Source organism: Streptomyces sp. NPDC013457 (assembly GCF_043089925.1).
Lineage (GTDB): Bacteria > Actinomycetota > Actinomycetes > Streptomycetales > Streptomycetaceae > Streptomyces.
The window spans coordinates 50357-66642 of the sequence record NZ_JBICBL010000012.1 but is presented as its reverse complement, the minus strand read 5'-3'; the positions used below and the strand labels follow the sequence as shown (position 1 = coordinate 66642).

The window sequence follows — 16286 nt, the reverse complement described above, 5'->3', positions numbered from 1 at the left end:
GCCGGTGTCCGAGGGGCGGGACCCTGCGGGGTCCCGCCCCTGCCTACGGGCATACTCTGCACCGCAAGTGACGCGTCCATGGCAACGCGACCGTGGTATTCGGTCCGTGGCGTCGCCCGGACGCGGGAAACATCAACTGGGGGAATCTCAACGCATGCGTTCCGCACGACTCATACCGACGTTCGCCGCGCTGGCATCGGCGCTCGCACTGACCGCCACCGCCTGCGGCCCGACCGAGACACCGGCGGCCGACAAGCCCGCGGCGGGGACGAGCGCCCCCGCCACCGAAGGCGGCGACTCCGCGCTTCCGCAGGACCTCGCCGACAAGCTGAAGAAGCACGGCGTCGACCCGGACAAGTGGAAGAACGGCGAGTGGAAGAACTGGAACAAGGACACCTGGCTCCGTGAGGCCGAGGACTTCGTCAACCCGGTGATCGAGGGGCTCTGGGACTCCCAGCGGATGCAGTCCGCCAAGAGCCCGGACCAGACGGTGACCACGGCGGCCGGTTCCGGGGGCAGCGACCCCACGCCGCGGCCCGTACAGGCCCAGCGGGAGAAGACTCCGTACCACCGCAACGCGGCGCCGGTCGGCAAGATCTTCTTCGACTCGCCCCAGGGCCACATGGTCTGCTCGGGCACGATCGTGAAGGACCCGCGCCGGCCCGGGAAGTCCAACATGGTGTGGACCGCGGGCCACTGCGTCCACGCGGGCCAGCGGGGCGGCTGGTACCGCAACATCACCTTCGTCCCGGCCTACAACGACCTCGGCAAGTCGCCGTCCGCGCTGCGCAACGCGAAGCCGCACGAGGAGGCGCCCTACGGCCAGTACTGGGCCGACTGGGCGGTGACCTCGGGCGAGTGGATCCAGCGCGGCGGGACGAACGCCGCCTGGCCGTACGACTACGCCGTGCTGCACGTGAAGCCGGCGCAGGGCAGGAAGTCCCTGGAGGAGACCGTCGGCGCCGCGCTGCCGGTCGACTTCTCGGCGCCTACGGCGGCGCAGGCGGGAACGGTGGGCGCCTGGGGCTACCCGGCGGCGCCGCCGTACAACGGTCTGATCATGCACAAGTGCCTCGACCGGGCGAAGCGGTACACCACGTCACCGGCCACGCCGACCATGTACCGCATCGGGTGCACGATGACCGGTGGCTCGTCCGGCGGCGGCTGGTTCCGTGCGCTGCCGAACGGGACGACCGCGCTGGTGTCGAACACCTCGATCGGCCCGGCCGGCGGCAACGGCTGGCTGGCGGGACCGCAGCTCGGCCGGGGCGCGAAGAACGCGCACGACATGGTGAGCAAGAAGTTCGCCCGCTGACCCGGCGCGCATGACGCCCGGGCCGTACCCGGCGCACACACGCGGAAGGCCCCGCCCCCTCGTCGGGGGGCGGGGCCTTCCGTCTGTCGCGTGAGCGAGCCGGTCCGTGAGCCGGCCGATCCGTGGCGAACCGGTCAGTGAGCGGCCGGAACGTACGGCGTCAGGAACGCCGCCAGCTCCTCGTGCACACGCGCCTTGAGCAGCGTGCCCTCGGGCGTGTGCTCCTCGGAGAGCAGCTCGCCCTCGGCGTGCACCCGGGAGACGAGACCGCCTTCCGTGTACGGCACGAGTGCCTCGATCTCGACCTGCGGCCGCGGCAGCTCGGCGTCGATGAGCGCGAGCAGCTCCTCGATGCCCTCGCCCGTGCGGGCGGAGACGGCGATCGCGTGCCGCTCGACCCGCAGCAGCCGCTGCAGGACGAGAGGGTCGGCCGCGTCCGCCTTGTTGACGACCACGACCTCCGGCACGTTCACCGCGCCGACGTCGCGGAACACCTCGCGTACGGCCGCGAGCTGCTCCTCCGGAGCCGGGTGCGAGCCGTCCACCACGTGCAGGATCAGGTCGGAGTCCCCGACCTCCTCCATCGTGGAGCGGAACGCCTCGACAAGGTGGTGCGGCAGGTGCCGTACGAACCCGACGGTGTCGGCCAGGGTGTACACCCGGCCGCTCGGCGTCTCGGCCCGGCGCACGGTCGGGTCGAGGGTGGCGAACAGCGCGTTCTCCACCAGCACGCCCGCGCCGGTCAGCCGGTTGAGCAGGGAGGACTTGCCCGCGTTGGTGTAGCCGGCGATGGCGACCGAGGGCACCTTGTGACGGCGGCGCTCCTGCCGCTTGATGTCACGGCCGGTCTTCATCTCCGCGATCTCCCGGCGCATCTTCGCCATCTTCTCGCGGATCCGACGCCGGTCGGTCTCGATCTTGGTCTCACCGGGACCACGGGTGGCCATTCCGCCACCGCCGCCGCCACCCATCTGACGGGAGAGCGACTGACCCCAGCCTCGCAGTCGCGGCAGCATGTACTGCATCTGCGCGAGCGCGACCTGCGCCTTGCCCTCTCGGGACTTGGCGTGCTGGGCGAAGATGTCGAGGATCAGGGCGGTCCGGTCGACCACCTTCACCTTGACGACGTCTTCGAGGGCGATGAGCTGGCCGGGGCTGAGTTCGCCGTCACAGACGACGGTGTCGGCGCCGGACTCGAGCACGATGTCCCGCAGCTCTCGGGCCTTGCCGGAGCCGATGAAGGTCGCCGGGTCCGGCTTGTCACGGCGCTGGATCACGCCGTCGAGCACCAGGGCACCCGCCGTCTCGGCGAGGGCCGCGAGCTCAGCGAGGGAGTTCTCCGCGTCCTGCACGGTCCCCGAGGTCCATACGCCGACCAGCACGACGCGCTCCAGGCGCAGCTGCCGGTACTCGACCTCGGTGACGTCCTCGAGCTCGGTGGAGAGGCCCGCCACGCGCCGCAGGGCCGCGCGCTCGGAGCGGTCGAACTGATCGCCGTCCCGCTCTCCGTCGATCTCGTGGCTCCAGGCGACGTCCTCTTCCATCAGGGCATCGGCCCGAAGGCTCTCGGTGCGGTTCGTGTCCGCGAAGCTCTGCTCGTCCTGGGAAGGGGATGAAGAGGAGGTCATTTGATCCTTACGTCGATGGAAAGTCGTTGCGTCGATCACAACGTGTGACGGCACGGAAAGATTCCCGGGCCGGCCGCGTCGTCGACCTGACGATGGTGACACGGTCGGCCCGGGCCCGTCATCCGGGTTTCACCTGGACTTCGCGGCGCCGCGCGCCTCGCCCACCGGGCGCGAGCGCCAGTCCGGGTGTCCGGGCATCGGCGGGGTCTTCTCGGCGTACAGCCAGCCGGCGAAGAAGGCCGTGAGGTCACGCCCGGCGACGTCGGAGGCCAGGGCGGTGAAGTCGGCGGTGGTGGCCGTGGCGTCCATGTGCTCGCTCACCCAGCGGCGCTCCAGTGTCCGGAAGGCCTCGGTACCGATCTCCGCGCGCAGCGCGTAGAGGACGAGTGCGCTTCCGTCGTACACGACGGGACGGAAGAGGCTGATCTTCTGGCCGGGCGTGGGCGGTGCGGGGGCGGCCGGCGGTCCGCCGTCCGCGCGCCAGGCGTCGGATGCGGCATAGGCGGCCTTCATGCGCCGCTCCATGGACTGTCCGGCGGTCTCCTCGGCGTACAGCGCCTCGTACCAGCTGGCGTGCCCCTCGTTGAGCCAGAGGTCGGACCAGGTACGGGGCGAGACACTGTTGCCGAACCACTGGTGCGCCAGCTCATGGACCATGATCGAGTCGACGTACCACTCCGGGAACCCGGGCTCGGTGAAGAGCCTTCTCTCGAAGAGAGAGAGGGTCTGTGTCTCCAGCTCGAAGCCCGTGGCCGCGTCGGCGACCAGCAGCCCATAGGTCTCGAAGGGGTAGCGGCCGACCTGGCTCTCCATCCACTCCATGTGGGCGGGGGTGCGCTTGAGCCAGGGCTCCAGGAGGTCCCGGTCGGCCGTGCGGACGACGTCGCGCAGCGGCAGTTCGTGCGGGCCCGCCCGGTGGACGACGGTCGTGCGGCCGATGGACACCTGGGCGAGTTCGGTGGCCATGGGGTGGGCCGTGCGGTACGTCCAGGTCGTGCTGGGACCGTCGGTGGTCCGGCCCGTCGGAAGGCCGTTGGCGACGGCCGTCAGCGTGCTCGGCGCGGTGATCCGGAAGGTGAAGAAGGCCTTGTCGGCGGGGTGATCGTTGGAGGGGAAGACCCGGTGGGCGGCGTCGGCCTGATTGGCCATGGCGAGGCCGTCGCCGGTGCGGATCCAGCCACCGGCGTCGGCGGGGCCGGTGGGGTCGCTGGTGTGGGTGACGGCGATGGTGATCTCGTCGCCGCTCTCCGCCGCCGTGACGGGGGTGATCACCAGGTCCTCGCCACTGGACTGGAAGGCCGCCGGCGCCCCGTCGACGGTGACGGACCGGACCGTCCCGTGCGTGAAGTCCAGGTTGATGCGCTCCAGGTCGGCCGTGGCCGTGGCCTCGATCCGGGTCACGGCGGCAAGCGGTTCGGTGTTCTTCCCCGGATACGTGAGGGAGATGTCGTACGAGAGGACGTCGTAGCCGGGGTTGCCGAGGTGAGGGAAGAGCGGGTCTCCGATGCCTAGCGGCGTCGGCGCGGGGAGGGCGGCGGCGACAAGCCCGGCCGACGCGGCGACGAGGACGGCGGCGCGCATCCACCGCGCGCGTGGGGAGGGGTTTCGGGGTGTGAGCGGCATGGGCTACGGCTACCAGTGCCGCCACCCCTCCCCCGGACGGCGCGCTCACCCGCCACCCGAAGGGGTCACCTCCGTGCTGACGTCACCCTGTACCGACGTCACCCTGTGCTGACGAGGTCCGTCCCGATCGCGCCGACGTCACTCGTCGTGCGTGGCGGGGTGGCGGGCGCGGCTCACGTCGTACACGCCCGCGACGTCACGCATGGCCCTCATCAGGGCGGGCAGTCCGGCCGCGTCCGGGAGTTGCAGGGTGTACGTGTGCCGGACGCGCTGTTCGCTCGGGGGCTCGACGGTCGCCGAGACGACGGCGACTCCCTCGCCGGCGATGGCCTCGGTGAGGTCCGCGAGGAGACGGGGCCTGCCGAAGGCCTCGGCGACGAGCGTGACGCGGCACTCGGCGGTGTCGCCCCAGCGGACGCTGACGGGTGCCCGCCCCAGCCGTCTCATCGTGCCGACGGCCGCGCAGCCGATGCGGTGCACGGTGACGGAGCCGCCCCGCACCTGGAAGCCGGTGATCGCGTCGGGGGGTACCGGGGTGCAGCAGCCAGCCGGGCGTACGGCGGCGGTCGGCGCGCCGGGAAGGTCGGCGTGGAGCTTGGCGCCCGAGCGCCGGTCGGCCGTGACGGAGACCGGTGGCCTCGGGTCGGCCTCGGGCGTACGGACGGCTTCCGGGTGGGCCTGGAGCCAGGCGGTGATCGCGATCCGCGCGGCGGGTGTACGGGCGTGCTCGAGCCACTCGGGGGACGGTCCCGAGCCGGTGTCCTGGGTGAGGAGCAGCTGGACGGTGTCGCCGTCGTTCAGGACCGTGCTGAGCGTCGCCAGGCTGCCGTTGACGCGCGCGCCCAGGCAGCCATGGGCGGCGGCTCCGTGCTGGGCGTACGCGGCGTCGACACAGCTCGCCCCGGCAGGCAGGCCGAGGGTGCCGCCGTCGGCGCGGAAGACGGTGATCTCCTGGTCCTCGGCGAGGTCGGCGCGCAGCGAGGTCCAGAAGGTGTCGGGATCGGGGGTGGACTGCTGCCAGTCGAGGAGCCGGGAGAGCCAGCCGGGCCGGGTGGGGTCGGCGCGCTCGCCGTCGTCGGCGGGTTCGGCGCCGTCACCGCCCGCCGGGGGTGTGTACGGGTTGCCCAGAGCGACGACGCCGGCCTCGGCGACCTTGTGCATCTGGTGCGTACGGATGAGGACTTCGGCGACGGCCCCGTCGGGGGCGGCGACGGCGGTGTGCAGCGACTGGTACAGGTTGAACTTGGGGGCCGCGATGAAGTCCTTGAACTCGGAGATCACCGGGGTGAAACAGGTGTGGAGTTCGCCGAGGACGGCGTAACAGTCGGCGTCCTCGGCCACCAGGACGAGGAGCCGCCCGAAGTCGCTTCCCCGCAGCTCGCCGCGCTTGAGCCGGACGCGGTGGACGGAGACGAAGTGCCTTGGACGGACGAGGACTTCGGCGCCGATGTCCGCCTCGCGCAGGGCCGCGGCGACGCTGTCGGCGACGGTGGCCAGGACGTCGCCGGCGCCGGTGTTCCCGGCGATGAGGGCGCGGGTGTTCTCGTACTCCTCGGGATGGAGGATGGCGAAGACGAGGTCCTCGAGCTCCGTCTTCAGCGCCTGGACACCGAGTCGTTCGGCGAGTGGGATGAGGACGTCACGGGTGACCTTGGCGATCCGGACCTGTTTCTCGGGGCGCATCACCCCGAGGGTGCGCATGTTGTGGAGCCGGTCGGCGAGTTTGATCGACATGACGCGGACGTCGTTGCCGGTGGCGACGAGCATCTTGCGGAAGGTCTCGGGTTCCGCGGCGGCGCCGTAGTCGACCTTCTCCAGTTTGGTGACGCCGTCGACGAGATAGGCGACCTCGGCGCCGAACTGCTCCCGCACCTGATCGAGCGTCACCTCCGTGTCCTCCACCGTGTCGTGGAGCAGCGCGGCGGTCAACGTCGTGGTCTCCGCGCCCAGTTCGGCGAGGATGAGGGTGACCGCGAGCGGATGGGTGATGTACGGCTCACCGCTCTTGCGGAACTGTCCGCGGTGCGAGGACTCGGCCAGGACGTACGCGCGGCGCAGCACGGCCAGGTCGGCGTTCGGGTGGTGGGCCCGATGAGCCTCCGCCACATGACCGATGGCGTCCGGCAGCCGGTCCCTGGTGGTGGGGCCGACCAGCGCCGCACGGCCGAGCCGGCGGAGGTCGAGCCTCGCGCGCGCCGCGCGGCCGCGGCTGCGACTGGGAGCGTCGGGACCCATGGCCTCCGCTGCGCTCACAGGGTTGGTGGCCTCTGCACTCATGGGGCACCTCCGGCGACGTCGACCGGCGGTGGACGGGCAAGGCGTGCCCGCGGGGCCGGTGCTTGATGCTACCGACCCCACCACGTGGCGCAGTGCCGCTCTCGCTCAGCGTGAAACGGATCACCCAATCGAGCGAAGGATCAGTCGTTGACTGTTTCGAATGTGTCCGTCGGGTGCGTTTGGTGCTTACCGATGGCGAGCTCCGTACCGAGGATGTCTCAGTGGTCGGCGAGCCAGGCCGGGTCGATCGTGCCTTCGGCGACGATGACGGCCGGACCGGTCATCTCCACCTCGCCGTCGGGGTGCTCGGTGATGGTCAGCGTGCCACCCAGGACGTCCACGGTGTACGCGACGGGCTCACCGCTCACGGCGGGGTCGACGCCGTCCCGGCGGGCGGCGGCCACGGCGACGGCGCAGGCGCCCGTGCCGCAGGAACGGGTCTCGGCGGCACCGCGCTCGTGGACGCGCATGGCCACGTGGCGCGTCCCCCGGTCGGCGACGAACTCGATGTTCACCCCGTCGGGGAAGACCTCGGCCGGCGCGTAGGGGGGCTCGGTGAACAGGTCGCCCGCGTGGTCGAGGGACTCGACGAACGCGACGGCGTGCGGATTGCCCATGTTCACGTTGCGGGCCGGCCAGCTGCGGCCGTCGACGGTGACGGTGACGCCGTCCTCGGGGAGCCGGGCTCGGCCCATGGAGACGGTGACGGAGCCGTCCTTGTCCAGGTGGGTGCGCTTCACCCCGCTGCGGGTGGCGATGGCGACCTCGCCGGCCGTGACGTGCCCGGCGTGCTCCAGATAGCGGGCGAAGACCCGGACTCCGTTGCCGCACATCTCGGCGACCGAGCCGTCCGCGTTGCGGTAGTCCATGAACCACTCGGCCTCGTCGGCCATGGCACGGGCCTCGGGGTGGGCCGCGCTGCGGACCACGCGCAGCACACCGTCGCCGCCGATTCCGGCCCGCCGGTCGCAGATCCGCGCGACGGCGGCGGCCGGAAGGTCGCGGGCGTTGTCGGCGTCCGGGATGATCACGAAGTCGTTCTCGGTCCCGTGGCCCTTGAGGAACGCGATGGCTGAGGTCTGTGTGCTGGTCACGGGATCAACTGTACGGGGCGGGTCCGACAGCCGCCCGAAGATCCACCCCTCGGGCGAGGCGGCCTCAGCGGAGGCGGGCGACGCGCCAGACGGCCAGGGCGACCAGGAGCGCGCTGAAGAACACGTACAGGGCGATCACGCGCCAGTTCGGCCGCTCGCCGGAACCGCGGGCCGGGAGCCCCGGCCAGGCGGAGCCGACCCTGCGGGCGGCCATCATGCCCCAGCCGGCCGCGCAGGAGCTGATCAGCAGCCCGAGCATGGCGACGACGGCGCCGCCGTCGCCGGACCCGAAGGCGAGAGGGAAGGCGAACATCAGCGAGCCGAGGGCGGCGAGGCCCACGATGGGCGCGAGCTGCCAGATCCGGAGACGGCGTTGCGGCCGGAGCTCGACCTCGACCTCGTCGGGGTCGACCTCGACGGACGTGCCTTCGGCGTCGTCCGGACCGTCCGGGCTCAAACCGGGCGCGTCACCCGGAGCTTCGTCCGTGACCGCTTCGTGCTGTTCTCTGTCGCGAGGGCCGGCCTCCATCGCCACGCGCCCTCCCACTCGGACTCCACTTGGTCGATCGATGCTCGATGATGGCACGCCAGAGACCCCCGGAATGACGGGCATGGCGTCCCGATGCCATCACGTGATCAGGCTGTGACCGCTCGTTCGACCAACGTCAGCGCCTCTCGCGGGAGTTCCCCGCGGCGTTCCGCCGCTCCGCTCAGCCAGTGGACACGCGGGTCGCGCCGGAACCACGAGTCCTGGCGGCGCGCGAAGCGCTTGGTGGCGCGTACGGTCTCCGCGCGCGCCTCGTCCTCCGTGCACTCCCCCGCGAGCGCCGCGAGCACCTGCTGGTAGCCGAGCGCGCGGGCGGCTGTACGCCCCTCCCGCAGTCCCCGCGCCTCCAGGGTGCGCACCTCGTTCACGAGTCCGGCCTCCCACATCCGGTCCACGCGCGTGGTGATGCGGTCGTCGAGCTCGGGGCGGGCCACGTCGACGCCGATCTGCACGGTGTCGTAGACCGAGTCCGGGCCGGGCAGGTTGGCCGTGAAGGGCTTGCCGGTGATCTCGATGACCTCCAGGGCCCGGACGATGCGGCGGCCGTTACTGGGCAGGATCGCGCGGGCGGCCTCGGGGTCGGCCTCGGCGAGGCGGGCGTGCAGGACACCGGAGCCCCGCCCCTCCAGCTCGGCCTCCAGGCGGGCCCTGAGGGCCGGATCGGTGCCGGGGAACTCGAGCGCGTCGATGGCGCCGCGCACGTACAGTCCGGAGCCGCCGACCAGGACGGGGGTACGGCCCTCGGCGAGCAGCCGGTCGATCTCGGCGCGCGCGAGGCGCTGGTACTCGGCGACGCTGGCGGCCTCCGTCACGTCCCAGATGTCGAGGAGGTGGTGCGGGACGCCGCCGCGCTCTTCGAGCGTCAGCTTGGCGGTCCCGATGTCCATCCCCCGGTAGAGCTGCATCGAGTCGGCGTTGACGACCTCGCCGCCCAGTTGCCGGGCGAGGAATACACCCAGATCGGACTTTCCGGCCGCTGTGGGACCGACGACGGCGATGACCCGCGGGGCGGGAGCTGCACTTCTCACCGTCACAGTCTCGCAAACCTCCCGACCGGTCCCCGAACGAGCGACGTGACGGCCCGCAACCGGGTTCGTTGCCAGTTGCGAGGTTCCGACCGCCGGTTTCCGTACCGGCTGCACCGGGTGGCGCAACAGGGCGCCCCGGGCGCCGCGGGGCTTTCCCACACGAGTACGCTATGGAGTGGAAATGGGCGTTTTTGCATTGTTTCGACGGAAGGGCAAGGAAGCTGCCGAGGCGTCGACGGAGGAGGCCCAGGCTGTCGTCGTGACGGACACGCCGGAAGTGGCGGAGACCGGAGCGCCGGGCGACGAGGCCACCGAGGCGGGGACGAAGGATGGTGCCGAGGCGGGCTCGGGCCCGGCCGCGCCGGCGGCCGATGTGTCGGAGGCGGGCGACGGGGAAGCCGAGGCGGAGGTCGCCGAGGTCGTCGAGGCCGTGGAGATTCCGAAGCAGCAGTCGGCGGAGGAGGCCGCGGACAACGAGGCCGGAGAAGGCGCCCGGAAGTAGAGGTACCTGGCGACAGGGCCTGGCAGACGGACTCACCGGAGGGAAGGTGACCTATGGGTCTCCTGGATTCACTGAAGGCCAAGCTCGCCCCGGCGAAGGACAAGGTCTCGCACCTCGCGCAGCAGCATGAGGCCAAGATCGACCACGGCCTGGAGCGGGCCGCGAGGGTGGTCGACGAGAAGACCAAGGGCAAGTACAGCGCCAAGATCGAGTCGGGCACCGGCAAGGCCAAGGACGCCCTGGGGCGGATCGCCCACAAGGACGACGGCGGCACCCCGGGTCCGGGCACGGTCCCGGGCCACGGCCAGGGTCCCACCCCGCCGACGCCGCCCACCCCGCCGACCGCCTGACGCCTCCACGCCTGGCACCACCGCTCGGCACGACTGCCTGGCACCACCGCCCGGCAACTCGCCCGGCGAGGCCGCCCGGGGTCACCCGACGGTCCCTCCCGCACGGCGGACGGCCGCGGAGCATCGTGCTCCGCGGCCGTCCGCCGTTTCCGCCGTTGTGTCCCGACGCGCCAGGCCGGTGCTACGACCAGGCCGCGACGAAGTAGCCGACCCCGTACGGAGCGTCCTCGTACAGCAGCCTGCCGTCGAGGCCCGCGCCCTCGGCTGCGCCCGCGAGGACCTGCCAGGGGGCCCGGCCGGCCGCCTTCAGCTCGTACGCCAGACTCTCGTCCAGGCCGAGGAGGGCGTCCACGTCCGCCGTGCCCAGCGCGCTCGCGGCCGCGGTGTCGAAGGCGACGGCGCGCTCGTCCAGGTAGCCGGGCGCCTTGAGGGTCCGGCAGGCGCTGCCGTCCCCCATCACGAGCAGCGCCACGCGGTCGGCCGCTGCGGCCAGCTGACGGCCGGTCGAGACGCACCGCTCGGCCTCGAGGGTCTCCCCGACGCCGAGACCTTCGACGGGTGCGTCGGCCCAGTCGGCGCGCCGCAGCAGCCACGCGGCGACGGCGAGAGAGGCGGGCAGCGGACGCTCCGCCGCGGGCCCGGCCCCGAGCTGTACGGAGAGGTCGACGCCGAAGCCCGCGAAGCTGCCGGTCGAGCCGGCGGGGAAGGTTCCACGGGCCTCTTCGCCGGCGGGACCGACGACATAAAGCCGATCGGGCCGGGACGCGGCGAGCAGCCCGAGGGCGTCGGCGCAGGCCGTCCGGGCTCCGTCGAGCTCACCGGCGGCCCCTGCGGCCACCTCGGGCACGAGCAGGGGAGGACAGGGACAGACGGCTGCGGCGACAAGCATGATCCGCAGCCTACTGCGACGGCCTCCGTCACATGGGCGGGACGCTGTCCTGCGGTTCCGGCGTCGGCGGCTCGGGGTCGACGCGAGGGTCGGGGGCGCCGTAGGGGTTGCGGGCGGCGTCGTGGGCGGGGTCGGGGTCGGGGTCGGCCGAGTCGTGGACGAGTTCGGCGATGGTGAGCGTGATCAGCGTCTCCGACATCAGCCCTCTGACGATCAGCAGACAGCCGTCACCGCTGGGGTACCGGTACACCTCACGCGACTTCTCCTTCCACGGCTGGTAGAAGGTGAGCGAGGCGGCACGCATCGCCTTCCGCGCGTCCTCCTTCGACCCGGTGACTCTCCGCACCACCTCGCTGCGGTACGTGTCCCCGTTGCTGCCGCGCTGCGCGACGACGACCCACTTCCCCATCACGGCCCCCCGTTGTGGATTTTTCGGATGTCGGTGTCAGTGGCTTCCGCAGGCGGGCGCCGCAGCCGCCGGGAGCGGGTCCGGCACACCGATCTTCGGAAGCCCGAGCAGGACGCCCGCGGGCTTCGCGGCGGCCTCGGTGGTGCGCTTCTCCCAGGCGTCGCCGGCGCGGGTCCGGCGGACGGCGGTGGTCGGGCCCTCGGCGAGGAGGTGGTGCGGGGCGGCGTAGGTGATCTCGACGGTCACCACGTCACCCGGGCGGACCTCCTCGTCCGGCTTCGTGAAGTGGACGAGCCGGTTGTCGGGGGCGCGGCCGGAGAGGCGGTGGGTGGTGCCGTCCTTGCGGCCCTCGCCCTCGGCGACCATGACCTCCAGCGTCCGGCCGACCTGCTTCTTGTTCTCCTCCCAGGAGATCTCCTCCTGGAGCGCGACGAGGCGCTCGTAGCGCGCCTGCACGACCTCCTTCGGGATCTGCCCGTCCATCTCGGCCGCGGGCGTCCCGGGCCGCTTGGAGTACTGGAAGGTGAAGGCGTTGGCGAAACGGGCCTCGCGGACCGTGTGCATCGTCTGCTCGAAGTCCTCCTCGGTCTCGCCGGGGAAGCCCACGATGATGTCGGTGGAGATGGCGGCGTGCGGGATGGCGGCGCGCACCTTCTCGATGATGCCGAGGAAACGCTCCTGCCGGTAGGAGCGGCGCATGGCCCTGAGGACCGTGTCCGAGCCGGACTGCAACGGCATGTGGAGCTGCGGCATCACGTTCGGGGTCTCGGCCATCGCGGCGATGACGTCGTCCGTGAAGTCACGGGGGTGCGGCGAGGTGAAGCGGACCCGCTCCAGGCCGTCGATCTCGCCGCAGGCGCGCAGCAGCTTGGAGAAGGCCTCGCGGTCGCCCAGGTCGGAGCCGTACGCGTTGACGTTCTGGCCGAGGAGGGTGATCTCCGAGACGCCCTCGGCCACCAGGGCCTCGATCTCGGCGAGGATGTCGCCGGGGCGGCGGTCCTCCTCCTTGCCGCGCAGCGCGGGGACGATGCAGAAGGTGCAGGTGTTGTTGCAGCCGACGGAGATCGAGACCCAGGCGGCGTAGGCGGACTCGCGGCGGGTCGGCAGCGTGGAGGGGAAGGCCTCCAGCGACTCCGCGATCTCGATCTGCGCCTCTTCCTGGACGCGGGCGCGCTCCAGGAGGACCGGCAGCTTGCCGATGTTGTGCGTGCCGAAGACGACGTCGACCCAGGGGGCCTTCTTGACGATGGTGTCGCGGTCCTTCTGGGCGAGACAGCCGCCGACGGCGATCTGCATGCCGGGGCGCGAGGTCTTCCTGGGGGCGAGCCGGCCGAGGTTGCCGTAGAGCTTGTTGTCGGCGTTCTCACGGACCGCGCAGGTGTTGAAGACGACGACGTCGGCATCGCCGTCCGAGCCCTCGGGGGCGCGGACGTAGCCGGCGTCCTCCAGCAGACCGGAGAGCCGCTCGGAGTCGTGGACGTTCATCTGGCACCCGTAGGTGCGCACTTCGTAGGTTCGCTGGACGTCCACTGCCTGGCTCCGGTCGCTGCTGGTCATGGAACAAGGGTATGCGGTGCCGGGGATTGCCCCGGCCCTCGCTGCCGCTACGACGGCACGTGGACGCTCCCGGCGGCGTCGAGGGCCTCCGTGAGCTGGGCGGCGAGGGTGCCCGCCTGGGGGCGCAGGGAGCCGTCGAAGGCGGCCGAACCGATGGTGAAGGCGTCGGCTCCGGCGGCTGCCAGGTCCCGTATGCGCTCCCTGCCGCTGATGCCGCCCGCGACGACCAGGCGCCCGCTGGTGGCCGCCCGTGCGGCGCGGACGAGGTCGAGCGGGTCCGCGTCGGTCGCCCGGTAGGCGAGGAGGTCGACGCCCGCGCAGCCTGCGGCCTCGGCCCGGCGGCAGTCCTGGGCGACCCGCTCGGGGCCGCCCGCGAGGCGGGTGGGGTGGCCCACCGGTTCACCCGCGAAGGGGAGGTACTCGATGGCGGTGCCGGCGAGGAGGGCCAGTGTCTCCTCGATCCAGGTGCCTCCCATGAGCCGGTCGACTCCCAGGTCGACGGCCTGCCGGACGGAGGTGAGGGCCTCGTCGCGGGTGGTGCTGACGACTTCGAGGTAGCTGGTGGCCCCGATGTCCTTGATCTGCCGGTGGAGCCGGTCGATGGTGGCCGCGTCGACCCCGACGTCCTTGAACCCGAGGTGGCCGATGCCGAGGCCCCGGACGGTGTCGAGTACGTCGAGGCAGTCCGTGACGGTCCTGTCCTCACGGGTGAGCATGAAGATGAAGTCCACGGGGGTCCTCCGGCTCGGATGCGGATGGTGATGCCAGCTCGTCCGCGTGGTGCAGGGCGGTGAGCAGGCTGGTGTGGTCGGCGGTGCCCCGACCGGCGAGGTCGAAGGCCGTGCCGTGGTCGACGCTGGTCCGTACGAAGGGCAGGCCGATGGTGATGTTGACGCCGTGCTCCAGGCCCAGGTACTTGACCGGTATGAGGCCCTGGTCGTGGTACTGCGCCACGACGACGTCGAACTCGCCCGCGCGGGCGCGCATGAAGACCGTGTCGGCGGGCCAGGGGCCGCTGGCGTCGATGCCCTCCCGGCGAGCGGCGCGCACGGCCGGTTCGATGATGTCGAGGTCTTCGCGGCCGAAGAGCCCGTTCTCACCGGCGTGCGGGTTGAGGGCGGCGACGGCGATTCGGGGACGCGCGCTCTTCCCGCGTACGGACAGGAGCGTGCGGTGGGTGAGCCGGATGATCTCCAGCTCACGGGCGGTGGTGAGGGAGTCGACCGCCGTGCGCAGGGACTGGTGGACCGTGACCAGGACGACCCGCAGCTCGCCGTTGGCCATCATCATGGCGTAGTCGCCGGTGCCCGAGAGCTCGGCGAGGATCTCGGTGTGGCCGGGGTAGGGAAGCCCCGCGCGTCCGAGCGCCTCCTTGTTGATCGGCGCGGTGGTCAGCGCCCGGATCTCGCCCCGGAGGGCGAGCTCCACTCCTCGGCGTACGTAGTGGAACGAGGCGGCGCCGGCGCGGGCGTCCACCGTGCCGAGCGGCAGGTCCGCGGGGAGCGCCCCTACGGCGAGGACGTCCATCACCCCGGGGCTGTGGGCCGCTTCCGTGACGGAGGAGATCGGTCGGAGGGCCAGCCCGGTGCCCGTGACGCGGCAGGCCCGGGCAAGGGTGTCCAGATCGCCGATGACGACGGCCGGAGGGCGGCGCCGGGGGTCGGCGTACGCCTTGACGGTGATCTCGGGGCCGATGCCGCACGGGTCGCCCATGGTGAGGGCGATGGGTCGCGTCATGAGACCGGTGCCCCTTCCGCGAGGATGCGGCGGAGGCGGTCGAGCGTGTCGTCGTCGCCGAAGCCGCCGGCCTTGATCAGGACGGGGAGGCGGCGAGGGCCGAGCAGTACGCCCCGTGCCACTCCCGGTTCCGGCTCGTCGACCAGGTCGATACCGCCGGCACCGAGGGCTTCCAGTACCGTCGCCGCCGTCTCTCCGCCGGTCAGTACGAGCCCGTCGACCAGCCCTTCCGCCACCGATGCGCCCACGGCGGCGGCGAGGTCCCCCGTCAGGGCGTCGGAGGCCGTACGGCGGGCGTCGGGGGTGTGGACGGCGAGCACGGGCGCACCGGATCGACGCAGGGACTCGACGGCCGCGGCCGGGTCGTCTCCGGCTTCGGCCGCGCCCACGTCTCCGCGCGTACGCAGCCGGTCCAGCTGACGGCGTGAAGCCGGGTGCGCGCTGCCGACCACCACCAACGGGCGCCGGGACACGGGGGGTTCGACCGCGGGGACCGCGGGGGTACGGGAGTGGTGGGCGGCCAGCGCCGCGGCGAGGCCCGGGGAGCCGACCCACAGGACGTCGTGCGGTCGGGGCACGGAGAAGACCAGATGGTCGAGGTCGGCGTCGGTGACCGCCGAGCAGACGAACACTCCTCCCGAGTCGATCAGCTCCGGCAGCTTCGCGAACTGTTCGGGTTCGAGGAGTTCCGCTTCGGGCAGCAGGCGGGCCAGGTCCGCGGTGCGGACCGGGTGTGCCGGGTCGTGCGCGAATTCCGTCTCGTCCACCGGAACGCCCTGGACATGCTGGATCCCCCTGACCGTCGTCCGGCCCTCGGCGGGGAAGGCCGGTGCGACGACGACGGCCTGGCGGCCCGATCCGGCGTGGGCGGCGCGGATCTCGTCCGCCAGATGGCCCCGGAGCGTGGAGTCGACGGTCTTGATCAGCAGATCGGCGCCCGCGAACGCGCCGGCGGCCCGCCAGGTCACCGCCACGGCCGTCGCCTCGTCGAGCGCGCGGCTGGCGAGGTCGACGGCGACGACTCCTTCACGGGCCGCGCCGATCACGCCGTCGCGCGACAACAGGACCTGAGCCCGGTGCCCCGCCCCGCGGAACGGCGCCGCTCCGTCGCCCGCGCTCGTGAGGTCGTCCGCGAGGACCGCGACGCTCGTCACGAGATCTGCCGGGGGTTCCCGCCTCATGCCTCGTCCTCCTTCGATTCGTACCGCCGGACCCGGTGCGACGACCACTCCGGCGCGGCCCGTCGCCGGCGTGACGCGATCGCCACTGGCGTCAACCCTGGCGGCCGGAAAGCCGCTGGACAAGCGATTCCTTCTCACTCCACCTGTGA

At 72.1% G+C, this 16286-nt stretch carries 15 protein-coding genes; 3 read left to right on the top strand and 12 right to left on the bottom strand.

The window, feature by feature from the left end; all coding sequences use genetic code 11:
* Positions 1 to 154: 154 nt before the first annotated feature.
* Positions 155 to 1315, top strand: a complete 1161-nt coding sequence (locus ACF1G2_RS29015; RefSeq protein WP_391801132.1) for a trypsin-like serine peptidase — start codon at positions 155 to 157, stop codon at positions 1313 to 1315.
* 134 nt (positions 1316 to 1449) lie between these two features.
* Here the strand turns inward: ACF1G2_RS29015 and hflX are convergent, their stop codons facing one another.
* The 6 genes from hflX to miaA form a co-directional block, all read right to left on the bottom strand.
* The gene (gene hflX, locus ACF1G2_RS29010) at positions 1450 to 2943 is read right to left on the bottom strand and encodes a GTPase HflX (RefSeq protein ID WP_383228575.1); all 1494 of its coding nucleotides are present in this window, start codon (positions 2941 to 2943) and stop codon (positions 1450 to 1452) included.
* A gap of 129 nt (positions 2944 to 3072) precedes the next feature.
* Entirely contained in the window at positions 3073 to 4566 is a 1494-nt protein-coding gene (locus ACF1G2_RS29005) for a M1 family metallopeptidase (protein WP_391801131.1), read from the bottom strand.
* 138 nt (positions 4567 to 4704) lie between these two features.
* Positions 4705 to 6843, bottom strand: a complete 2139-nt coding sequence (locus tag ACF1G2_RS29000) for a RelA/SpoT family protein (protein WP_391801130.1) — start codon at positions 6841 to 6843, stop codon at positions 4705 to 4707.
* A 218-nt stretch (positions 6844 to 7061) separates the two neighbouring features.
* Positions 7062 to 7937, bottom strand: coding sequence for a diaminopimelate epimerase (gene dapF / locus ACF1G2_RS28995; RefSeq protein WP_391801129.1), 876 nt, complete (start codon positions 7935 to 7937; stop codon positions 7062 to 7064).
* Positions 7938 to 8001: 64 nt separating this feature from the next.
* Positions 8002 to 8466 (bottom strand): hypothetical protein, encoded by a 465-nt coding sequence (locus tag ACF1G2_RS28990; protein WP_383228591.1) that lies wholly within the window; start codon positions 8464 to 8466, stop codon positions 8002 to 8004.
* A gap of 107 nt (positions 8467 to 8573) precedes the next feature.
* On the bottom strand, positions 8574 to 9512 hold the full coding sequence (gene miaA, locus ACF1G2_RS28985) for a tRNA (adenosine(37)-N6)-dimethylallyltransferase MiaA (protein WP_391801128.1): 939 nt from the start codon (positions 9510 to 9512) through the stop codon (positions 8574 to 8576).
* A 259-nt stretch (positions 9513 to 9771) separates the two neighbouring features.
* Here miaA and ACF1G2_RS28980 point away from each other — a divergent pair, with 259 nt between their 5' ends.
* Together ACF1G2_RS28980 and ACF1G2_RS28975 are read left to right on the top strand one after the other, a co-directional pair.
* Positions 9772 to 10014 (top strand): gliding motility protein, encoded by a 243-nt coding sequence (locus tag ACF1G2_RS28980; RefSeq protein ID WP_391801127.1) that lies wholly within the window; start codon positions 9772 to 9774, stop codon positions 10012 to 10014.
* A 53-nt stretch (positions 10015 to 10067) separates the two neighbouring features.
* Complete coding sequence (locus ACF1G2_RS28975; RefSeq protein WP_391801126.1) at positions 10068 to 10364, top strand: antitoxin; 297 nt, start codon at positions 10068 to 10070, stop codon at positions 10362 to 10364.
* Between the two features lie 181 nt (positions 10365 to 10545).
* Here ACF1G2_RS28975 and ACF1G2_RS28970 read toward each other — a convergent pair whose 3' ends face one another.
* Genes ACF1G2_RS28970 through ACF1G2_RS28945 form a run of 6 tightly spaced genes read right to left on the bottom strand, consistent with a single transcriptional unit; the run spans position 10546 to position 16137 of the window.
* Positions 10546 to 11253 carry a class III extradiol dioxygenase subunit B-like domain-containing protein gene (locus ACF1G2_RS28970; RefSeq protein ID WP_391801125.1) on the bottom strand — a complete coding sequence of 236 codons (708 nt, stop codon included), beginning with the start codon at positions 11251 to 11253 and terminating at the stop codon, positions 10546 to 10548.
* A 28-nt stretch (positions 11254 to 11281) separates the two neighbouring features.
* Positions 11282 to 11665 (bottom strand): hypothetical protein, encoded by a 384-nt coding sequence (locus ACF1G2_RS28965; RefSeq protein WP_391801124.1) that lies wholly within the window; start codon positions 11663 to 11665, stop codon positions 11282 to 11284.
* A 33-nt stretch (positions 11666 to 11698) separates the two neighbouring features.
* Complete coding sequence (miaB, locus tag ACF1G2_RS28960; RefSeq protein WP_391801123.1) at positions 11699 to 13219, bottom strand: tRNA (N6-isopentenyl adenosine(37)-C2)-methylthiotransferase MiaB; 1521 nt, start codon at positions 13217 to 13219, stop codon at positions 11699 to 11701.
* Positions 13220 to 13266: 47 nt separating this feature from the next.
* Positions 13267 to 13950, bottom strand: coding sequence for a HisA/HisF-related TIM barrel protein (locus ACF1G2_RS28955; protein WP_391801122.1), 684 nt, complete (start codon positions 13948 to 13950; stop codon positions 13267 to 13269).
* Entirely contained in the window at positions 13922 to 14956 is a 1035-nt protein-coding gene (pdxA, locus tag ACF1G2_RS28950; RefSeq protein WP_391801121.1) for a 4-hydroxythreonine-4-phosphate dehydrogenase PdxA, read from the bottom strand. The genes ACF1G2_RS28955 and pdxA overlap by 29 nt, the downstream gene beginning before the upstream one ends.
* Positions 14953 to 16137, bottom strand: a complete 1185-nt coding sequence (locus tag ACF1G2_RS28945; RefSeq protein WP_391801120.1) for a four-carbon acid sugar kinase family protein — start codon at positions 16135 to 16137, stop codon at positions 14953 to 14955. The genes pdxA and ACF1G2_RS28945 overlap by 4 nt, the downstream gene beginning before the upstream one ends.
* Between the last annotated feature and the right edge of the window lie 149 nt (positions 16138 to 16286).

Bases quoted from the DNA above. Each gene is read 5' to 3' on its own strand.
- ACF1G2_RS29015 (WP_391801132.1), top strand. From the start codon at position 155: ATGCGTTCCGCACGACTCATACCGACGTTCGCCGCGCTGGCATCGGCG.
- hflX (WP_383228575.1), bottom strand. From the start codon at position 2,943: ATGACCTCCTCTTCATCCCCTTCCCAGGACGAGCAGAGCTTCGCGGAC.
- ACF1G2_RS29005 (WP_391801131.1), bottom strand. From the start codon at position 4,566: ATGCCGCTCACACCCCGAAACCCCTCCCCACGCGCGCGGTGGATGCGC.
- ACF1G2_RS29000 (WP_391801130.1), bottom strand. From the start codon at position 6,843: ATGAGTGCAGAGGCCACCAACCCTGTGAGCGCAGCGGAGGCCATGGGT.
- ACF1G2_RS28990 (WP_383228591.1), bottom strand. From the start codon at position 8,466: ATGGAGGCCGGCCCTCGCGACAGAGAACAGCACGAAGCGGTCACGGAC.
- ACF1G2_RS28975 (WP_391801126.1), top strand. From the start codon at position 10,068: ATGGGTCTCCTGGATTCACTGAAGGCCAAGCTCGCCCCGGCGAAGGAC.
- ACF1G2_RS28970 (WP_391801125.1), bottom strand. From the start codon at position 11,253: ATGCTTGTCGCCGCAGCCGTCTGTCCCTGTCCTCCCCTGCTCGTGCCC.
- miaB (WP_391801123.1), bottom strand. From the start codon at position 13,219: ATGACCAGCAGCGACCGGAGCCAGGCAGTGGACGTCCAGCGAACCTAC.
- pdxA (WP_391801121.1), bottom strand. From the start codon at position 14,956: ATGACGCGACCCATCGCCCTCACCATGGGCGACCCGTGCGGCATCGGC.
- ACF1G2_RS28945 (WP_391801120.1), bottom strand. From the start codon at position 16,137: ATGAGGCGGGAACCCCCGGCAGATCTCGTGACGAGCGTCGCGGTCCTC.